General features: G+C 68.9%; 12 protein-coding genes and 2 pseudogenes. 10 read left to right on the top strand and 4 right to left on the bottom strand.

The genetic code is table 11. The features are described from left to right. Window positions 1–645 precede the first annotated feature (645 nt). Genes AC3CHW_RS34000 through tpg form a run of 3 tightly spaced genes read left to right on the top strand, consistent with a single transcriptional unit; the run spans window position 646 to window position 5,766 of the window. Complete coding sequence (locus tag AC3CHW_RS34000) at window positions 646–3,051, top strand: helicase associated domain-containing protein (RefSeq protein WP_488469072.1); 2,406 nt, start codon at window positions 646–648, stop codon at window positions 3,049–3,051. A 56-nt stretch (window positions 3,052–3,107) separates the two neighbouring features. Next, window positions 3,108–5,204 carry a telomere-associated protein Tap gene (gene tap / locus AC3CHW_RS33995; protein WP_488469071.1) on the top strand — a complete coding sequence of 699 codons (2,097 nt, stop codon included), beginning with the start codon at window positions 3,108–3,110 and terminating at the stop codon, window positions 5,202–5,204. Window positions 5,205–5,208: 4 nt separating this feature from the next. Further along, the gene (gene tpg / locus AC3CHW_RS33990; RefSeq protein WP_488469070.1) at window positions 5,209–5,766 is read left to right on the top strand and encodes a telomere-protecting terminal protein Tpg; all 558 of its coding nucleotides are present in this window, start codon (window positions 5,209–5,211) and stop codon (window positions 5,764–5,766) included. A gap of 992 nt (window positions 5,767–6,758) precedes the next feature. Here the strand turns inward: tpg and AC3CHW_RS33985 are convergent. Then, window positions 6,759–7,250, bottom strand: coding sequence for a pentapeptide repeat-containing protein (locus tag AC3CHW_RS33985; RefSeq protein ID WP_488469069.1), 492 nt, complete (start codon window positions 7,248–7,250; stop codon window positions 6,759–6,761). Between the two features lie 903 nt (window positions 7,251–8,153). Between AC3CHW_RS33985 and AC3CHW_RS33980 the strand changes: the two genes are divergently transcribed. The 4 genes from AC3CHW_RS33980 to AC3CHW_RS33965 all read left to right on the top strand — a co-directional run bounded on the left by AC3CHW_RS33980 (window position 8,154) and on the right by AC3CHW_RS33965 (window position 12,502). Beyond that, window positions 8,154–8,894 carry a 3-keto-5-aminohexanoate cleavage protein gene (locus AC3CHW_RS33980; protein WP_488469068.1) on the top strand — a complete coding sequence of 247 codons (741 nt, stop codon included), beginning with the start codon at window positions 8,154–8,156 and terminating at the stop codon, window positions 8,892–8,894. A 1,386-nt stretch (window positions 8,895–10,280) separates the two neighbouring features. Then, window positions 10,281–10,643 carry an MFS transporter gene (locus tag AC3CHW_RS33975; protein WP_488469067.1) on the top strand — a complete coding sequence of 121 codons (363 nt, stop codon included), beginning with the start codon at window positions 10,281–10,283 and terminating at the stop codon, window positions 10,641–10,643. Between the two features lie 23 nt (window positions 10,644–10,666). Continuing rightward, complete coding sequence (locus AC3CHW_RS33970) at window positions 10,667–11,392, top strand: MFS transporter (RefSeq protein ID WP_488469066.1); 726 nt, start codon at window positions 10,667–10,669, stop codon at window positions 11,390–11,392. 357 nt (window positions 11,393–11,749) lie between these two features. After that, on the top strand, window positions 11,750–12,502 hold the full coding sequence (locus AC3CHW_RS33965; protein ID WP_488469065.1) for a hypothetical protein: 753 nt from the start codon (window positions 11,750–11,752) through the stop codon (window positions 12,500–12,502). Window positions 12,503–12,965: 463 nt separating this feature from the next. Here AC3CHW_RS33965 and AC3CHW_RS33960 read toward each other — a convergent pair whose 3' ends face one another. After that, the gene (locus AC3CHW_RS33960) at window positions 12,966–13,643 is read right to left on the bottom strand and encodes a hypothetical protein (RefSeq protein WP_398612276.1); all 678 of its coding nucleotides are present in this window, start codon (window positions 13,641–13,643) and stop codon (window positions 12,966–12,968) included. A gap of 312 nt (window positions 13,644–13,955) precedes the next feature. On the opposite strand from AC3CHW_RS33960, the gene AC3CHW_RS33955 reads away from it, so the two are divergent. Continuing rightward, complete coding sequence (locus AC3CHW_RS33955; RefSeq protein WP_488469064.1) at window positions 13,956–14,972, top strand: sensor histidine kinase; 1,017 nt, start codon at window positions 13,956–13,958, stop codon at window positions 14,970–14,972. Beyond that, window positions 14,969–15,607 (top strand): response regulator, encoded by a 639-nt coding sequence (locus AC3CHW_RS33950; RefSeq protein WP_488469063.1) that lies wholly within the window; start codon window positions 14,969–14,971, stop codon window positions 15,605–15,607. The genes AC3CHW_RS33955 and AC3CHW_RS33950 overlap by 4 nt, the downstream gene beginning before the upstream one ends. A gap of 562 nt (window positions 15,608–16,169) precedes the next feature. Here AC3CHW_RS33950 and AC3CHW_RS33945 read toward each other — a convergent pair. Both AC3CHW_RS33945 and AC3CHW_RS33940 read right to left on the bottom strand, forming a co-directional pair. Continuing rightward, window positions 16,170–16,265, bottom strand: a pseudogene (locus tag AC3CHW_RS33945) (IS5/IS1182 family transposase); the annotation flags it as partial. Window positions 16,266–16,562: 297 nt separating this feature from the next. After that, entirely contained in the window at window positions 16,563–17,591 is a 1,029-nt protein-coding gene (locus AC3CHW_RS33940; protein ID WP_488469062.1) for a YdcF family protein, read from the bottom strand. Window positions 17,592–18,146: 555 nt separating this feature from the next. On the opposite strand from AC3CHW_RS33940, the pseudogene AC3CHW_RS33935 reads away from it, so the two are divergent. After that, window positions 18,147–18,329 (top strand): annotated as a pseudogene (locus AC3CHW_RS33935) (thioredoxin-disulfide reductase); the annotation flags it as partial. Between the last annotated feature and the right edge of the window lie 254 nt (window positions 18,330–18,583).

Raw genomic sequence — 18,583 nt, 5'->3', positions numbered from 1 at the left:
TTGCGCAAGCGCAATTCGAATTCCCCCGCAAGCGGGACGGAATTCCGCTTGCGGAATTCCGAACGGAATACAATTCGCGCAAGCGCGAATTGGAGGTGATCGCGCAAGCGCGATCACCCGAGCTGGCTACGAGGGGGTGCATCACGCGCGGGCCTGTGTGGGACTTGGGCTTTCTGCCCACCACTCGTGTAACGAGAGTGATGGGTCGTCGGCCCGATCGAGTGTCGGCCCACCGCAGTGACGGGCTCCGCTGCGCTCCACCCGAACCCCTCCTCTCCCCCTCGAAACCGCCCGCTCACGTTCGCTAATACCTCACCAACGTACTCTATGAACCGTGCTAGCGGGCCAGATTCGACCAAGTGTCAACCTGCAGAGGGGAGCTGCGCGCATTGAATGATGCATCACTGGTGTCGAGTGTGTAGAGTCTGGGAGCAGACACCACCACTCCAGCCCGCCGCTCACCGCGCCGGATTCGCTTTTTCGCTGCTCAACCGGAAGGTTCAAAAGCATGGCGAACGTGAGTTTTTACGGTTCTGGATATTGTAACGGCTGCGGCACAACATGGGAATTTGGGCCTGTCGACGACGGGACCATTCTCAAATCCGATCACGAGTGCACGCCCGAGCAGGACGGCGAGTAAACCACATGACCGTGAAACTGCGTGAACACCAGATTGAGGCCGTAGCCGCTATCGTGCGCGGCCTCGACATCCCGCCGGGTGGCATTCCCTGGAATGGTCTGCGCGGGCAGGTGCACGCCGCGTGCGGGACGGGCAAGACCATCATCGCGGCGGCCTCCGCGAAGCGGATTGTGCCCAAGGGGCGAATTCTCGTGGTGGTGCCGACCCTGGATCTCCTGGCGCAGACCGTGAAGGCGTGGAGTGGGGTTGGGCATAAGGGGCCGGCGGTCATGGTGTGCTCGCCGCTGGATGATCCGGAGCTGTGGCACCTGGGGGTGCGGAGCACCACGAACCCCGTGCGGCTGGCGCTGTGGCACTCCACGGGGCCGGTGACCATCTACGCCACCTATGCGTCCTTGGGCGTGCTCACGGAGGCGTTCGAGGGCGCCTATGGGCAGAAGCTCGCGCCGGTGGACCTGGCCGTGGTCGATGAGGCGCACCGGACCAGTGGGTCGATGGGGAAGGCGTGGGCGGACATCCACGACCAGACGAAGATCCCGGCGCGCCGCCGGCTGTACCTGACGGCGACGCCGCGGATCTGGGAGGAGCGGCTGAACCGCGAGGTCGCCGAAGGGGTGCGTGACCCGCTGCCGCGGGAGATGGCGGCCTCCATGGACGACGAGAAGGTCTTCGGGCCCGTCCTGTACAAGCTCTCGCTCGCGTCGGCGGTGTCACGGAAGCTGCTGGCGCGGTACCAGATCATCGTCCTGGAACTCCAGGACCCGGTCGTCACACCCAAGCGGCTGATGGGCGAGGATCGGCACACCGAGGAGGTCCGCGGGCAGCGCCTCGGAGCGCTCCAGGCCGCGCTGCTGCACGCCATGGCGCAGCACAACCTCCAGACCTGCATCACCTTCCACCACCGGACCATGGAGGCGCAGGCGTATGCGGAGGGCTTGGAGCGCGTGGCGGCCAAGCTGCACGCAGGCGAGCCAGGGAAGTACCCGTCGGAGATCTGGGCGGACTGGCTGTGTGGCGAGCACGTCCCGGAGCGCCGGCGGGACGTTTTGGGCCAGTTCGGCTCCACCGCCCGGCGCGCGGTGCTCTCCAACTGCCGTGTCCTGGGTGAGGGCGTGGACATCCGGGCCGTGGACTCGGTGGCCCTGCTGGACCCCAAGGGCGCGCCGCACGACATCGTGCAGGCGATTGGCCGCGCGCTGCGTCAAAAACCCGGAGAGGGCAAGCTCGCCTCTTTGATCGTGCCGGTATTTCTCCAGCCCGATGAAACGCCGGAGGATATGTTTACTTCGGGTTCGTACCGGCCTTTGGTGAAGGTATTGGAAGGCCTGCGGGCTCACGATGAAGAGGCCGTGGAATTGCTGGCGATTCCACAGGAGCCTCAGAAGGATGTTGCGCAACCCTCCGAATACATCGGGGCTGCACCCGATGATAACGATGAAGAAAGTCGTCTGCTGCTCCGGTTCGCGGCTCCGCGTGACCCGGTGATGGTCGCGAACTGGGTGTCCTTCAACGTGATCGACACCGAACGGCAGGACTGGGCGCGCGGCTGGGCGAAGCTCAAGGAGTACGTCGAGCGTGAGGGCCACGCTCGGGTTCCGTACGAGCACAAGGAGGGAGCGTTCCCGCTCGGGCAGTGGGTGGCGGAGCAGCGACGGGCGTACGGGGCGGGGCAGATGAACGGCCGGCGCGCGGCGCGGCTGGAGAGGCTGGGCATGGCCTGGTCGGCGGCCGATGTGCGGTTCCAGGAGAACCTGGCGGCGGCCCGGGTGTACTTCCAGGAGCACTGGACGCTGTGCGCTCCCCGATCGGCGGCCGCGCTGGGCAAGCCGGTGGGACAGTGGTTGTCCAACCTGCGCCGTCCCGGTGCGCTGGACACTCACCCCGAGTGGGAGGCCGCGCTCCTGGCCGTAGACGAGGACTGGAACCCCTCGTGGCCCGCCGAGTGGCAGCGGCACTACGCCGCGCTACGCGAGCTGGTGCGCGACGAGGAAGGTACGGCCGAGGTCCTGCCCGGCGTCACCGTGCACGGGATGGACGTGGGCAAGTGGCTGGCCCGGCAGCGGAAACCCGAGGTGTGGGCGACCCTGGCCGACGGGCAGCGCAAGCGCCTGGAAGCCGTCGGCGTCACCCCGCTCGCCGCGGCGCCGGCCCCGGTGGAGACGGGCGTGCCTCCGCAGCCGTCCATGGCGCCTGTGAGCGCCTTCGAGAGGGGCGTTGCGGCCCTGGCGCAGTACAAGGCCCGCACGGGCTCTGTGAAGGTCCCCAGGGGGCACGTAGAGGCGTTGCCGGACGGGACGGAGATCAAGCTCGGGGTGTTCCTGTCCAACAGCAAGAGTCGCCGGGCCAAGCTGACCGTCGACAAACTCGCCGCGCTCGCCAGCCTCGGACTGACATGGGCGCGGGAAGGTTAAGGGATGGGATAAGTTTCGGGTTAAGCGGTACTGGTCCTGATGTGAGGGTGCAGGGAATGGCGTCTGAGGAAGAGCTGTTCGCGTCCGTTGACGCTCTGTTGAATGAGGAGCCGCATCTGCCGCCTCCGGTGGAGCGTGCCCGGTTGCGTGAGGCCGCTGGCATCACGCAGGCGCGCCTCGCGGCGGCCCTCAAGACCACGACGCAGTCGGTGAAGAACTGGGAGAACGGCCGCTCCGAGCCGAAGTCGCCGCGTCTGGAGGCATATCAGCGGCTGTTGAAGGGGTGGGCGGCGAAGTATCCGGCACGCGGTGCAGCGGCTGCCGTGACGGCGCCGGCGGTGTTCGGTGAGCTGGCCGTCTCTCGGGGGGAGGCGGCTGAGGCCCCGCAGGCGCCCAGCGTTGCGGCCACCGGGCCGGTACGTTCCGTCCCCCGGTCGACCGCGGCGTCGCGCCGCCCGGTCGCGAAGAAGACACCCCGGCCCTCTGCCGATCCGCGCTTCCCGCATGGTCCGCTTGCGGTTTTGGATGGTGGGGGCTGCGCGTATGGCGTCGATGGGATGGTGCTCGACTGTCCGGCGACCACCATCCCCGAGCTCGTGGAGTGGACGCTAGGTGAGTCCGGCCTTGGTGCGCCGAAGCTCAACCGCCACGGCAAGGACTCCGACCCGCTGATCGTGCTCACCGCCGCGGCTGCCGTGAAGTTCGGGCTGCCCGAGCGGTTGGAGGGTCACGAGCAGCGCCGCTCTTTGCGTTTGCCGGAGGATCACCCGGTGGTCAAGCAGGTGGGGCGCGCGAAGTGGCAGCTCACGCAGCGGGGCTTCGGCCCGTGGGCGCGCATCTACCGTAAGGCGCAGGGCCGCGAGCGGCAGTGTGTGCAGCTCGCGATTCTGTCGTGGGATGCCCTTGATGAGCGGTCTTGGCCTGGCGTCGCCGAGATGGAGCCGGCTGAGATCGCCCGCGTGCTGGGGGTGTACGCCCAGCGGGTCATCACCCCGCGGGGGTCGACGGCTGTCTCGGGTCTGGAGTTGATGACGGCGTTGCGCCCGCCGACGAGGCCGGAGCGCGATGAGGGGACCGGTAACTGGGTGAGCGGCTACAACCCGGGCTCGTTGGGGACGGAGCCGGTCGACCCGGCGCCGCCGGAGGCCACCCCGGAGCACCCGGTGGTCGTTCAGTCCGGCTGGAGTGGTGGCTTCCTCGATGAGGAGGCGTACCAGTGGGTGCGGCCGGTGGAGACGCTGTCCGATGAGGAGTGCATGCTGCCCTTCGCGGTCGGCCTGGATCTCAATACCGCCTTCCTGGCTGCCGCGGCCCGCCTGGTCGTCGGCCTGTCCGCCCCCGACCACTTCGTGGGCCCGACGTTCAACCCGAAGATCCCCGGGAGCTGGCTGGTCGACCTGTCCCACATCGAGTTGGACCCGCGCCTGCCCTCGCCGTTCACGCCGACCGGCTCCCGACCGACGGGCCCGGCCTGGTACCAGACACACACCCTCGCCTACGCCCAGGAGCTCGGCTACGACGTCCACCCGATCGAGGCGTACCTGCGCCGGGAGACCGGGGCGTACCTGGACCCCTGGCATGACCGGCTGAAGAGCGCGTACGTGGACACCCTCGCCGACCTCGGCGTGACCAAGGACCTGTCAGATGCCGAGTTCCTGACGGCGATGGAGCAGCACAAGCAGGTTGATCCGGCCTTGGCCGCCGTCCTCGCGGCTATCAAGGCCACGGTCAAGGGGGGCGTGGGCAAGCTCCGTGAGCGCCCGCAGGGCAGGCACTACAAGGAGGGTGAGCGGTGGCCGGCCTTGCAGCGGCCGACTTGGCGCCCTGATATCCGCGCTGCCGTCATCAGCAAGGCCCGGGTGAACATGCACCGCAAGCTGGGCAACATGGCGAGGATGACCGGACTGTTCCCGCTTGCCGTGCTCTCTGACTGCGTCGTCTACCCCTCACCGAGCGCGAGCCCGCTGGACTTCCTGCCCTACGCGGAGTCCGGCAAGCCTCAGCCTGGCGCCTTTCGTCTTGGGCCCACCCCGGGGCTGGCGAAGTTGGAGGGTGTTCAGTCGATGTTGTGGGCGGTGGAGCTGATGGAGAAGGGTCTCAACCCAGCCCGGCATATCAAGGGCGGCGACGCCGTCGTGGACGAAGGTGAGTAGGGGCGTGGGGGAGGTTGATGAGGCGATTGAGCGGGCCGATCGGGAATCCTTCACCCGTCAGCCGCCGAAGACGTTGAAGGGACAGATTGGCTTCCTGTTGCGACAGTTGGGGAGTGCGAAGGCTGTCGCGCGCGAGATCGGTGTCACCGCCGACTCGGTGAACCGCTATCGGCGCGGTGCTCGTAAGCACGCCCGCGCCGATGTCGCGGTGAGGATCCAGGACGCGGTACGCAAGCGCTGGCAGCCGCAGGTGCGTAAACGTCGGCAACGACAGGCCGCCACCATGACCGGCATCACGGTGGAGACCCGCGCCCGCTTCGGCTACACCGCACCGATCGGCACCACCGACGACGGACGGTTTAGGCGACTTACCGTGCATCTCCCCCCGCAGTACGCCCAGCGCCTGTTCGACGCCCGCGACGCAGGCGCCAGCGACCAGCAGATGCGCGCGATCATCGCCGAAGGATTCAAAGAGATCTACTTCCAAGACGGCGGAGCCCGCGCCACCGGACTCTCCGACGTCACCCTCAACGACATCGACTACCTCGACCTGGGCTACTGACCCCGACCTTCGCCGTATGCCCGCACCCGGAACACCAGCAGCTCGATGAGGCAGGCAGCCATCTCGTGCCCCCCTGAGTTGGTGGCCTGGCTAAGGGGTGGTGTGTTGGCCGGGGGCACGGGGCGCAGCGAGCCGTCTGTCCGGTTGGTGGAGCAGGCGCGGTGGCGGCTGTTTCGGGACTGTGGGTTGGTGTTATCACTTCCTGGAAGACGTCCGTGCCAGGTTGGTGACCGGCGAGGCATCTCGGTGGTTGTGCTACTGCTCTGCCTGTCCCCGGGCCCGTCCTTCATCGTGGACGGCGGACCCGGGAAGGGTCACACCCTTGGGGCAACAGGGGCAGCAGCAGAGCTGGCACCGCTCGAAATATGTCGGACGACGCTGAACTGATGGGCGGGGCCACCGCGCTATCCCACCCGCTGCCAGTCATCCAATATGTCCTCGGGCGGTCGTCCAGAATAGTCTCGGGCGGCCGTCCAGAATAGTCTCGGGCGGCCGTCCAGAATGGTCGGGCGGTCGTCCAGGATGGTCTCGGGTTCGGCGATGCCGGCACCTTCGACCAACACGACCAGGTCATGGCCGCTATGGGAGTGCCGCCGACTTCGTCCGACCGCGGCCGGGCCCAGACGTCACCGGTGCGGACCGTCCTCATACGCGAGAACCGTTCCGTTCCGCGACGCCCTGCTGCGCGCGCGACTCTCCAACCATACGAGCAGCGGAAAGGAGAAAAACAACCTCGCCATCACCATGAACGAGTTGTTTAGGGATGAAGGCTCTTCATCGATCTGCCCTTCGCGCGATCACCGTGGACCGGCTCGCCCCCGGTGACACATCAACGAGCCCAGGACCACCCCTTCCCGGCTCGCCAACACCAACAGCCAGGCCGCCACCAGACAAGGCACTGTCACGAGCTAACTCCGGACACCCCAGCGAAAGTCTCACGTCGGCCCGGTCTTTCGCGCGCAGTGGTCTTCGCTCGGGGCGGGGCTCCTCGGTCACGGTAGGGATCGCAGGGGTGGGTGTTGTGTCGTCATCCCTGAGGGCTGGAGCAGCGGCGGAGGTTCGGGGCCAGGGGCCTCGGTGATCACGACGGCGGCCGCCGTGTGGTCGAAACCGGCTGGCCAGCGAGTGTGCTCGCTGGCCAACGCGCCGGCCAGACGTGCCTGAAGGAGATCGGCCGTGCTCAAGTCGGAGCCCCGCAGGTCGGCCAGGCGCAGGTCGGCGCGGCGGAAGACAGCGCCGCCCGCGTCGGCCTTGCGCAGATTCGCCTCGCGCAGGTCGGCCTCGGTGAAGTCCGCGGCACGCAAGTCGGTTTCGACCAGCCGTGCGCCCCGCAGGTCAGCCAGAACGCAGCGAGCCCGGCACAGGATCGCCGTCTTGAGGTCGGCGTGCCGCAGGTTGACCGAGACGAGAGACGCCTGCGTGAGGTTGGCGTGGTACAGGCCCGCCGCCTCCGTACACGACCGGTCGAGGTTGGCCTCGTGCAACCACAGCCATCGCAATCGGCCCGGCGCAGATCCGTCACACTGAGGTTTATCCCAGACTGCTGTCGCGGTCGCAGCAACAGCACACCGAGCCCGGTCAACGCCACCTGAGCATCGGCAGCACGTACCTCCAGTGGCACGACATCGTTGATGGGCACGTCCCTCGCTGGAGCTCCCGGTACGGTAGGCGGCCACGGCAGGTGCGTACGCAGGTATGCGGCCTGGATGGAGATGACAGCCTCACGGTCTCGAGCGGAGTGCTCCGCGATACGCCACAGCGCGTGGAGTCCACCGATACGTGTTTCCAGCTTGTCACTACCGAGCTGGTCAACGGCCGTGCTGAACCGGTCGGTAACATAACCTCCCTGAGTGGCACGTAAGCCGGCCTGGCTCACTCGCAGTTGCCGCCAGGTGGCATACGCGCCGAACAGCACGACCATGCCACCCACAGCCTGCACAAGTGTCGTACGCACGTCGTTCACTGCCTTGAGCCGATCCCGCGCAGCCACGCCCTCCCCAACCAGGTCATAATCCACCACCACACCCGGCAACACGACGAGCACCGCACCCAAGACCGCCAACCCCACAGTCGCGGCGAACAGGGCCGTGATCGTACGATGCCTGGCCAACCAGTCGCGCCATGGCCTACGACCGCGCTCCGGCTCCCCCATCTCCATGAGCAGGGAACCCTAAGCACCGCTCACAAGACGATCAAGATTCACGGCTCGGGATGTACGGCTTGGAATCTACGGCTTGGAGCGGTGGCGCTCCACTGCGCTCGGACGTACAACCATGGCGCTCTACTCCACTGGCCCAAGGCGAGTGTGCGGAGGTGCGGACGTAGGTCGCCGTCCTGGCACGCCGGCACCCTGGAGACACCCAGCCGCGGCCTGGGAGGATAGCGTCATGCTGCAGGTGTGTCTCAACGGCGCTCGAAGCCGCGCCGAGTGCCCCCACCTCCCGGTGACCCCCGCCCAACTAGCAGCGGCGGCCCGCGAAGCTGTCACCGCCGGCGCCCAGGACATCCATCTGCACCCCAAGGACCGCGACGGCCAAGACACGTTGGAGGCTGACGCTGTCGCCGCCGCTGTCAGCGCGGTTCGAGCCGCGATCCCAGGTGTCCCCGTTGGGGTCACCACCGGTGCGTGGGCCACGGCGGACCCGCAACTCCGCGCCGCGCAGGTCCGCACCTGGACCGTGCTCCCTGACCACGCCTCCGTCAACTGGCACGAAGCCGGCGCCGCCGAAGTCGCCACGGCCTTGCTGGACCAGGGGATCGGTATCGAAGCCGGCATCTACTCCGGCACCCCCGCCGCACAGCGATTCCTGGACTGGCCCGACGCCCACCGAGCCCTACGCATCCTGGCCGAGATCACCGAGACCACCCCACAGGACGCGGCCCACACCGCTGCCGACCTCCTCGACGACCTCGAACCAGCCACCCCACCGATCCTCCTGCACGGCCAGGACGCCACTGCCTGGCCCATGCTCCACCTCGCGGCCTCCCTCCATCTGGACACCCGCATCGGCCTGGAAGACGTGCTCCACCTCCCAGACGGCACCCCCGCCCAGAACAACGCCGCCCTCATCCACACGGCCCGCGAGGCTATCCAGCACACACGCAAAGCTAACCCTCAACGGTCCTGATCACGCGCCCGCGTAACCTCCCTGCCCCAGAACAGGCAAGCACCAAGGGGAAAGCTGGCCTGAGACTCACGCAGCGACAGGACACCTGGATCGGCGGCCATCATCCACCAACCGCCTGAGCGAAGGGGAAAACCGTCCGCCGGACCGAGCCGAGGGGGAAGTCGTCCGGCCGACTGAGCGAAGGGGAAAGCCGTCCGGCCGACTGAGCGGAGGGGGCCGGCGACTGCCCTCTGCACGATCTGTTCGTCCGGGCTCGTCTGGTGGGATCGGCCACACAGGACGTAGGAAAGGTCACGTCGGACTTCGGCAAGCAGGTGCCGGCGGTGGAAGCCCCGCCGTCGTTCATCACAAACACCGTCGCAGCGACGACCACCGCGACGACCACCGAAGCGATGTAGACCAGCGCCCGCACCGCCGCGCTCTGCCGCCCGCCCACGCCCGCTGTACCAACCGGTCAACGACACCGACGCCATAGAAGCGGAACGCCGAGGCGCCCCCCACTTGCATGGCTTGGGCAGCGACACCAACTCTGCACGCTCCGACCGGCGGATACCGTCGGCGACCCGACAGCCAACACACAGACACCCGCTCCCCCACCGCAGGCCCGCGCACACCAGCTCACCACCACCACAGACCCGCACGTACACCCACACCCGAATCACACCGGTGATGAACTCGACAGACGCTCAAACGCCAGCCACAGGCAGAACAGCAGGACCTCAACCAGCACGGTCCACGAGGCCGGCCGCCAGAACACCACCCACGGACCGCTCTCCCCACCACGTACTCGCACACCGACACCAACCAGACCCGACAACCAGCCGCCGAAGAGCAACGAGCAACTCGCGGCCGACGTCATCGATGGCCGGCATGCCGCAAGCCTCGCCCTGCGGGGTTCGGAGCGCGCGGCCAGCTCCCGCAAGGCACGCGCCCACCATCTGGCTCAGTGTGACGCGCGGGTCTCATCACCTGTACTTGCACTGATAAAGATGCCGGCCGGACTATTCAGGCCGCCTACGGGCCACCACAGCACGGGCCGCCCACACGTGCTGTGCACGCCGCTGCACGGAGTGCTGCCCGCTGCGAGCCAGGGCCTCTTGCCGACCACCTTGTAAGAGGCCAGCTACCGCTGTGGCCAACCATATAACTCTCACACCGGCTCACGACCCTCCACAGCCGGGAGAGGGCGATGGCGGCACCGAGGGCCTCGGCGAGCGGCGAGAGCGCGAAGCGGGAGCGGGACAGGGCGTGGGAGTCCAGGCGCAGCAGCACCATCCGGCGCGGGCCCTTCTGACAGGAAGAGTCGAGGGAGGCGTCCCTCCCACGAACTTTCGGCAGCCCGCGAAACAATAGGGCAGCCGACGGCTCGTCCGCATACTCAGGCGGATGTCCACAGCAACCTCTCCATCCCCCGCTCCCTCTCCCACGGCCCCATCCTCCTCCTCGCCACTGCGACAGCCCGGATTCCGTTGGTACTTCGCCGGACAGACCGCGTCCCAGCTGGGCAGTTCCGTGGCACCGGTGGCCCTGGCCTTCGCCGTCCTCGACGCCTCGACACAGGCCGGCGACCTGGGCCTGGTGCTGGCGGCCCGTATGCTGCCGATGCTCGGCTTCATGCTGATCGGGGGCGTGGTCGCCGACCGACTTTCCCGCCGTCTGGTTCTGGTGACCGCCAACCTGGGCTCGGCGCTGGCCCAAGGCGCGATCGCCGTGCTGCTCCTGACCGGCCACTACGCGCCTGGCCCATAGCGGGCCTGGGGTTCCTCAACGGCGTGCTGGGGGCCTTCACCTCCCCCGCCCTGCGCGGCCTGCTGCCCGAGCTGGTGGCTAAGGACGGGCTCCGGCCGGCTAACGCCCTGCTCGACACGGTCAAGAACGGCACCAAGGTGTTCGGCCCCGCCCTCTCGGGGGTGCTGGTCGTCGCCGCGGGCGGGGGAATGGCCATCGTCCTCGACGCGCTCAGCTACCTCCTCGCCGCCATGTTCCTGGCCCGTCTGCCCTCCTCGGGTCGCATCGCCGCCAAGGGGCGACAGCACTTCGCCCGTCACCTGGGGCCTGGTGCTTGGTGTGCGCGGCGCCGGCATGCTGCTCAGCAGCAGCCTGCTCTACCGGCTGACGATCCGGCACTTCCTTCGTGGGGCCAGCTCGCCATCACGCTCAACGCCCTGCCGCTGCTCGCCCAGCTACCCGTGCCATGGCTGATCGCGGCATCCTTCGTCGCCGGCGTCGGCTCCTCCCTCTCGGCGACCGCCTGGGACACCTCGCTCCAAGAGCACATCCCGACAGGGGTCCTGTCGCGGGTCTCCGCGTACGACGACCTCCTCTCCTACCTCGCCATCCCCGTCGGACTGCTGACGATCGGGCCGCTCAGTCAGAGCTTCGGCCCGTACGCGGTCGCCACGGTCTCGGGGCTGCTCTTCATCGTGATCGTCATGCTGCCGCTGGCAGCCCCCGCCGTGCGCGGACTGCCGCACGCGGCACCACAGCGGCCGTGTTAGCGACCTTCGCCCTCGCTGGTGTCCGCGCGCCGGGCGGTGCACTTTATGTGGCGCGATCGACAACGAGAGTGGCCTACATCACTACACTGCGCCGTAGCACCACGGCAGGCCCACAGCAAGTTGCCGAGATGAAGGGGGAGCGGCATGGCTACGGGGGGATGGGGACCGGACAACGGCCCCGGTCGAGCTGGCGGCAACGGACCAGGAGGCGTGGGCGGCTGGGGCGCTCCCCACGGACCACCGCAGGGCGGTCCGTATGGTCCACCGCCACCACATCCGGGTCTGCATCCGAACCAACCTGCGTATCCCCACGCTCCCCAGCCCACGAGACCTCCCGTCCGGCGTTCCCGCGGCTGCTTGTCGTACCTCTCACTCTTCGGGCTGGTCTCCGCGATCCTGCGCTCCGGGCACCGCGTCGCTACCAGACTCTTCGCGCAGGAGGGTGAAGGCCGGATCGTGGACCGCGTCGTGGACCGCGTTCAACTGGCCCGCACAGTGCTCGGCGCTGCCGCCACCATCGCCCTGATCCTCGCCTACAACGTGGACCGCGACCGCTGGGAGGACGCGGCCTGGGGCGGCGTCGCCAACCTCATCGTCGCTCCGTTGGTGCTGCTCATCGCCGGACCTTTGGTCATCCTCGCGTTCATCTCCTACGCGCCCCCGCACCTGCGACCGCATCTGCGCTCCCGACTGTGCGCTCCGCTCAAGGCAGTTGGCTGGTACGTGCTGTCGCTGGGCGTCATCGGCGGAGTCTGTGTTCTGGCGACCCGTATCGACACCGACGATGGACGAAGCCTGTGGGAATACGCGTGGGCTGTCGCCGCGCTCATCGTCGTCGTGTGGGGTCTCCCCTTCTTCTTCCTGGCGTCGCTGTACTCGGCCCGCAGTGCCTTCAACAGCGCCCAGGTCCACCCCATGCTGCCGCCCGTCCTCACCCTGGCCCTGGTGTGGGTCTTCGCGCTCATCAACCTGATCGACAGCGGTTTGCCGGGAGGCCCGCCCGTCGTCCAACTCGGCTCCATGCTGGGAGGGCCGCTGTCAGTAACGGCCGTATCGCTGTGGGAACTGCGGCGAATGAGGACCCGCTTCGGCGTCACCCTGCGCGCCTGAATCGGCTTCAGCACGCCCCACCCGCTGACCCGCGTGCCGTGCGGCTGCGGGCAGCTCCTCCTCACTTTCCAACCCCACCGGGGCCGGGACGGGGCGCGGGCCGTCGTAACGGCCTGCCGTCATACCGTCAACGTAGCTGCGACCTGCGGAAACAGACGCATCCGACGCACCCACAGAACGTTCCGGGACAGCCGGCGCAACCAACGCCGGCAGTCGGCCCACCGAAAACGAGACATCACCACTAGATGGCAGCGTCCCTCTTCCGGTGGGCCGACCGCCGACCGGGGCCGAGATGACGCCCGCCGACGACGTCGCCGCGGCGGCCGGCGCAGCCGGGACCGGGGCGCCGGCCGACCGTGGGCCGGCCACCGACCGGACGGCTAGCCGGCAGTCGGGCCGGAGCCGAGCTGGCGCCCGACGACGTCCACCCGGAAGTGGGGCCCGTGTGGGCCGTTCGGCCGGTTCAGCCTGTGAGGGTGTAGCCGAGCGGACCGCCGGCGTTGGTCATGCCCTCGCAGTTCGGGTCATTGGACTCGAACAGCTGCCGTCCGCCGCCGAGGCACCGGTAGAGCGGTGCGCTGGACACGCCGGGCTGCGGGGTGTCCTGGATCCAGCCGAGGCGGGTCACGTACTGCTGGCCCTCGCAGTTGACATCGCCGGTGAGGAAGTGGTCCCCGCGAACAACACAGAGGTACAGCGGATGGGTGCCGGGCGTCGGCGCGGTGTAGAGGCGGCCCATGCTGCCTTCCCGGTTGTATCCGTCGGGGACGTGCCAGACGCTGCTGAGGTGATCCTTGCCGGGCTTGAGGTAGCGGTACAGGTCCAGTTGCGCCGCGGCCACCGCCGGTTCTCCGACGCAGGTGATTTCCCGGACCGAGGTCCAGTACCCCCCGACGTGCTCGAAGTCCGTGCCGTTGGTTTCACGACACTGGGAGGCACTGAATCCGGTAGTGGCCGCTTGGGCTCGAGCCGCCTCGAGGGCGGCGCGCTGCGCGATGTTCAGGGGACCGCCTCCGGTCCCTGTGTAGCGCAGCTGGACCGGTCCGACGCTCGCTGCGGCGGCAGCGGAAGCAGAACCGGAAGCGGGGGCGGCTTGGGCTTGGAGGGAGCCGGCCAGGGCGGTGGTGCAAACAACGGTCACGGCCAGGAGTACGGCCCGTAAGCCTCGTTGACGTCGCATGTGTGCTTCTCCAGGGATCGCTCGGGCGTGATGTCCGGGGCTGTCTTGACGCCAAGAAACGTAGCGAGATCCACTGAGTGCTCGATACCCGTCCATTTAGGGGGGTACCGGTGGGGGATCTCATCAGACGGGGGTAGGCAAGTGGGGCTTCAGCGTGCACGGGGGTTCGCTGTCAAGACCGTCGGGCTCTTTCGGATCGCGCACCTGGTATACGCGGCCGACGTCGTGACCACCGGTCCGTCCGACTGGCGGAGCGTCGGCCTCCTGGCCGCCGTGGGCGCCGTCACCCTGCTCCTCTACGGGTCGGCCCTCCTGGGCGGTTGGTTTCATCCGCGGTGGGTCTGGGCCGATGTACTGCTGACCGGCTGTGTGTGCCCATGGATCGCTGTCGCCGCGATCGGTGAGGGCCCAGCGGTCGAGCCGCATGGTTGGCTGATGGTGCAGGCCCTTTCCTCGGCAGCAGCCGCCATGGTGGCGCTCGGCTTACGAGGCGCCGCTTGGGCGGTCCTGCTCCTGCTGAGCACGTCACTGAGCGTCTACGAGGTGATCGCCAACCCCACCTTGCCGGCCCTCCTCGATCACTTCACGGCGGTCGTCGAAGCCGCGGCCCTCGCCGGAGCGGGCTGGTGGTACCTCCGGCGTCAGGGGTCCCGGCTGGACCTCGCGCAGGAACGGGCCGTCGTCGCCGAGACCGCGCGGGCGCGGCAGGCGGAGCGAGCGGCGCACTACGCGGCACTGCACGACACCGTGCTCGCCACCCTGACCACCATTGCCGCTGGCCGGGTGGACGCCAACGCACCCGCCGTCCGCGACCGCTGCGCCCGCGAAGCGGCCTACCTGCGCCGGCTCGTGCAAGCCTACGAGGAGCCGCACCGGCACAGCGGCCTGCCCGCACCCGGGGCGATGGGTATATGGGCCGCCCTGGAGGAGGCCGCCCGCTCCGCTGAAAGCCTCGGCCTGAAGGTGACCGCACAGTACGACGCGGTGCCGGACCTGCCCCGGGAGGTCGTCCACGCCCTGGCCGCCGCGGTGTCCGAAGCACTGAACAACGTACACAAGCACGCACAGACCCCGCTGGCCTACCTCACTGTCTTCGGCAACACCGGCGGTATCGAGGTGGCCGTGGCCGACCGTGGCATCGGCTTCGACACGTCCGACGAGAGCCACCGCCGTGCCGGGACCGGACTGCGCCGCTCCGTCCACGGCAGGATGGCCGCCATCGGAGGCAGGGCGGAAGTGGACAGCCGACCCGGTGAGGGAACAGTGGTCGAACTGCGGTGGCCGGCATGATCGACATCGCGGTGGTCGACGACGACCGCATGCTCCTCGACGGGCTGCGCGCTTGGCTGTCCGGTCAGCAACGCCTGCGCCTCATCGCAACCGTGTCAACGGTCGACGCCCTGCTGGCGGGCCCCGCCCTGACGGCCGCCGTGGTGCTCCTCGACCTCGTACTGGGGGACGGATCCCGACCGGAGGCGAACGTACGCCGTGTGCGGGCAGCCGGGAGCAAGGTCCTGGTCATCAGCACGGTAGCCGACCACGCCCGGGTCGTGGCGGCCGTGGCGGCCGGAGCCGACGGCTATCTCACCAAGGACCACGCCCTGGACACCCTGGTGGAGGCCGTTGAGACCGTGGCCGCGGGTGGGACGGCACACTCTCCTGAACTCGCCTTCGCCTGGGTGAAGGACACCACCCCGACCCGACCGCACCTGGCCCCCCGGGAACGTCAGGTGCTGCGCGACTACGCCTCCGGGCTGACTCTGAAAGCCACCGCCCGGCGCGCGGGGATCACCGTCAACACCGCGAAGTACTACCTGGACCAAGTGAAGGAAAAGTACCGACAAGCGGGCCGTCCGGCCTTCACGAAGATCGACCTGGCCCGGCGGCTCGACGAGGACGATTCGTACGGGGAAAAGCTCAGATGAGCTCGGTCAACGTTCGTTCGACGCATGCCATGGAGGGGCCTCAAAGTCGGGTCGCAGCTCGGCGACTTGGCCGGTGAGCGCGCGCACCGAGGGCTGGCGGGCCTCGAGCGGAACGGCGAGCTCGACGAGGCGCAACTGGGTGAAGGCGCCAGTGACGTCGCCGGCGTCCAGGAGGGCGCGGGCTGTGTCGGTGGCGGCGCGGGCGCGGCGCTCGGCGGTGGGTAGCTGGGCGGAGCGCAGCCGGCGCGCCGTGGCGAGGGCCGTGTCGATGTCGTCGAGGTGTCGGTGGGTTCCGATGCGGTAGAGAGCGCACTGGTCAGCCGTCAGCTCGCGCGGGCAGCCGGCTTCAGTGTGTGGGTGGACGGCGAAGTGGTGGGCGGTCTCCTCGGCCTGGGCCGCGAACTCGCGCGCCAGGGGGGCCGGCGGGCCTGGGCCGCGGTGTAGGCGGCGGTGAGCGCCGCCATGCTCGCTGCTTCCAGCCCGGTCGCGGTGACTTGGGGGCCGGCCGTCAGGTGGGTGCGCGCATCGTCCAGCAGGTGTAGGGCCTCGTCGGTGCGGCGCAGTGATCCCGCCACGGACGACCCCGCCCATCAACACCCGGCAGCAACGGCGCTGTCCACTCCCACGCCGCATCCGTCAGCTCACCACGACCCACCACAAAATCAATTATCAGACAGGTCCTAGGCGACCGGCCCTCTTGCCGAGGGACGACAGCGAACAGATCGTGGTCGACGGCGAAGCGGAGCCGGTGGTAATGAATCTGGGGGTGCATGGGTTCCGAACACCAAGTCGAGGCGCGACAAGCTCACCGCCGACCAGGTCGCCGCCACTGTCGACACCGCCCTGCGCCGCGGCAACGATCCGACCTGCTTGCTCGGCGACGACGGGCGCTGGTGGCACGACCACCCGCCCCCCGTCAGGGCCGGGCGGCCGTGCCGCTGGAGGTACTCGACTTCTATGTGACGGCCCCCGGCGACGGCCACCCCAGCCACCAGATGAACAGGCCGCTCAGCAGGACGAGCAGGAAGAGTGCGGCGTTGGTGCGGCGGTAGGCGACCAGGAGGGCCACGAACTCGCGGATCGTGGCGCTCGGCCAGAAGTACGCGGCTGTCGGGGCACCGATCACGTGGCCCCGGACGCCGGTGCGGCGGGCGGTGATCGCGGCGCGGAAGACGTGGTAGTTGTTCGTGACGATCACGCACCGGTAGTGCGGTTTCGCCCGTTCCATCAGGGCTTTGCTGAACGTCAGGTTCTCGTCCGTGGTCGTCGAGCGGTCCTCGCGTTCGATCAGGTGGGCGGGGAAACCCTGGGTGACCAGGTAGTCGGCCATCGCGTGGGACTCGGGCAGCTTCTCGTCGGGTCCCTGTCCTCCCGAGGTGAGCAGGATCGGGCACCGGCCCTTCCGGGAGAGCCTGGCGTGTTCCTTCCGGGCCCGGTCGAGGCGGGCGGCCAGCAGCGGGGGCACGGTGGTGCCGCCGCTCAGGCCCGAGCCGAGGACCACTACGTAGTCCGCCCGGCGCCGGATGCGCAGACGCCCGTACAGGCCCCCGTAGACGAGGAAACAGAGGAACAGAAAGGCGACGTATCCGGCGAGCGCCACCGCCGTCGCCGCCACCACCACAAGCGTGTGCGTGTGCAGCACCAGCGCGGTGATCAGCAGCGCGAGCAGGGCAACCAGGGAGATGCCCGCCCCCAGGGACAGCAAGTTCGCCAGGCTTCTGCCCTCTTTGCGAACCATGGTGATCCCGTTGGCGATGAGGAACCACGCCAGCGTGACAACCCCCACGCCCGCCAGGGTCAGCAGCGCGACGGCCAGATCGCGGCCCAACTGGGCGCGCTCGGAGGCCACATGCAGCAAGAGCGCGAACACCGCGAAGACGGCGGACAGGCCCAGCAACACCGCGTTGCTGACGCGACGGCGATCTCGCAGCACACCAGCACAGAACAGGAAGAAGCAGACGAACGACGGTACAAAGGCCACCATGCGCCGATCCTACGAGGCGCGGCGCGATCCCGGCCAAGCTTCGTGGGTGCTCCCGCACCGGCCGCTTCGTCGGGGACGCTGACGGTGCGGGCTGCGGGGCGAGCGAGACCGGGGCGGGCTCGGTGGCCGACGCTGGGCCCGCCCACGCCATGCCCAGCGCGAGACGGGCCACGGCCCGTCCAAGGGTGCGACGAGGAACTGTACGAGGCGACGGCCGGCCTCCTCCAGCACGGCGACCGCGTTCGCGACCTTCGCGGTCGTGGTCGTCCGCGAACACGACCGCGAGGGGCGCCAGGCCCTCGCGGCTGGTCGGCGGGCAGACCGGGCGCCACAGCCGCTTCTCGTGGTCAACGCGCTCGACCGCGCCTGGCTGCGAGCGGACCAGGTCCACGGCTCGCTTGTCCGTGCCCCTCGGCGGCAGCCGGCCCCACTCCCAGTACCGGCGCAAGCTTGGCGACCAGCTCGTGCGCGTCCTCGGTGCGGCGGTCGACCTCCACCAGGAGCGCCGGCGCCCCCGGCCTTCGGCGCCCGCACTACCAGATCCGCCCGCTGCACGAAGCCGATGCCGAGGGCTACATCACCGTCGCTGCTCCGACGACGCGTAGCGGCCTCCCTGGAGCCTTCGCCGCCGGCGACGTCGTCGATCACACCTACCGCCAGGTCATCATCGGCGCCGACACCGGAGCCGCCGCGGCTCTGGACTCCGAGCGCCACCGCACCGCCCGCGGCGCAGCCCAGACCAAGCCGGTGACCGCTGCCGTCCCGGCCCGCCGAGCAGCACCAGCAGGCGGGACCGCCCGGAGACCCCAGGCGGCCCCGTCGTCGTTCTCGCGCCAGCGGTCAAAGGCGTCGGGCAGGGCGGGGCTGGCCCGAAGGAGCACAGAGTTTCCGCAAGGTCACGCCGGGAGCCTGACTCGCGCCTCACCGCTCTCGCGGTCCACCTGCACGGGCAATGACCGGCTGGCGTCCGGATCACCAGCAGCGCCGACCGC

The organism is Streptomyces sp. MGP-BFMKR1 (assembly GCF_057766585.1).
This window is presented reverse-complemented; position numbering and strand designations above follow the sequence as displayed.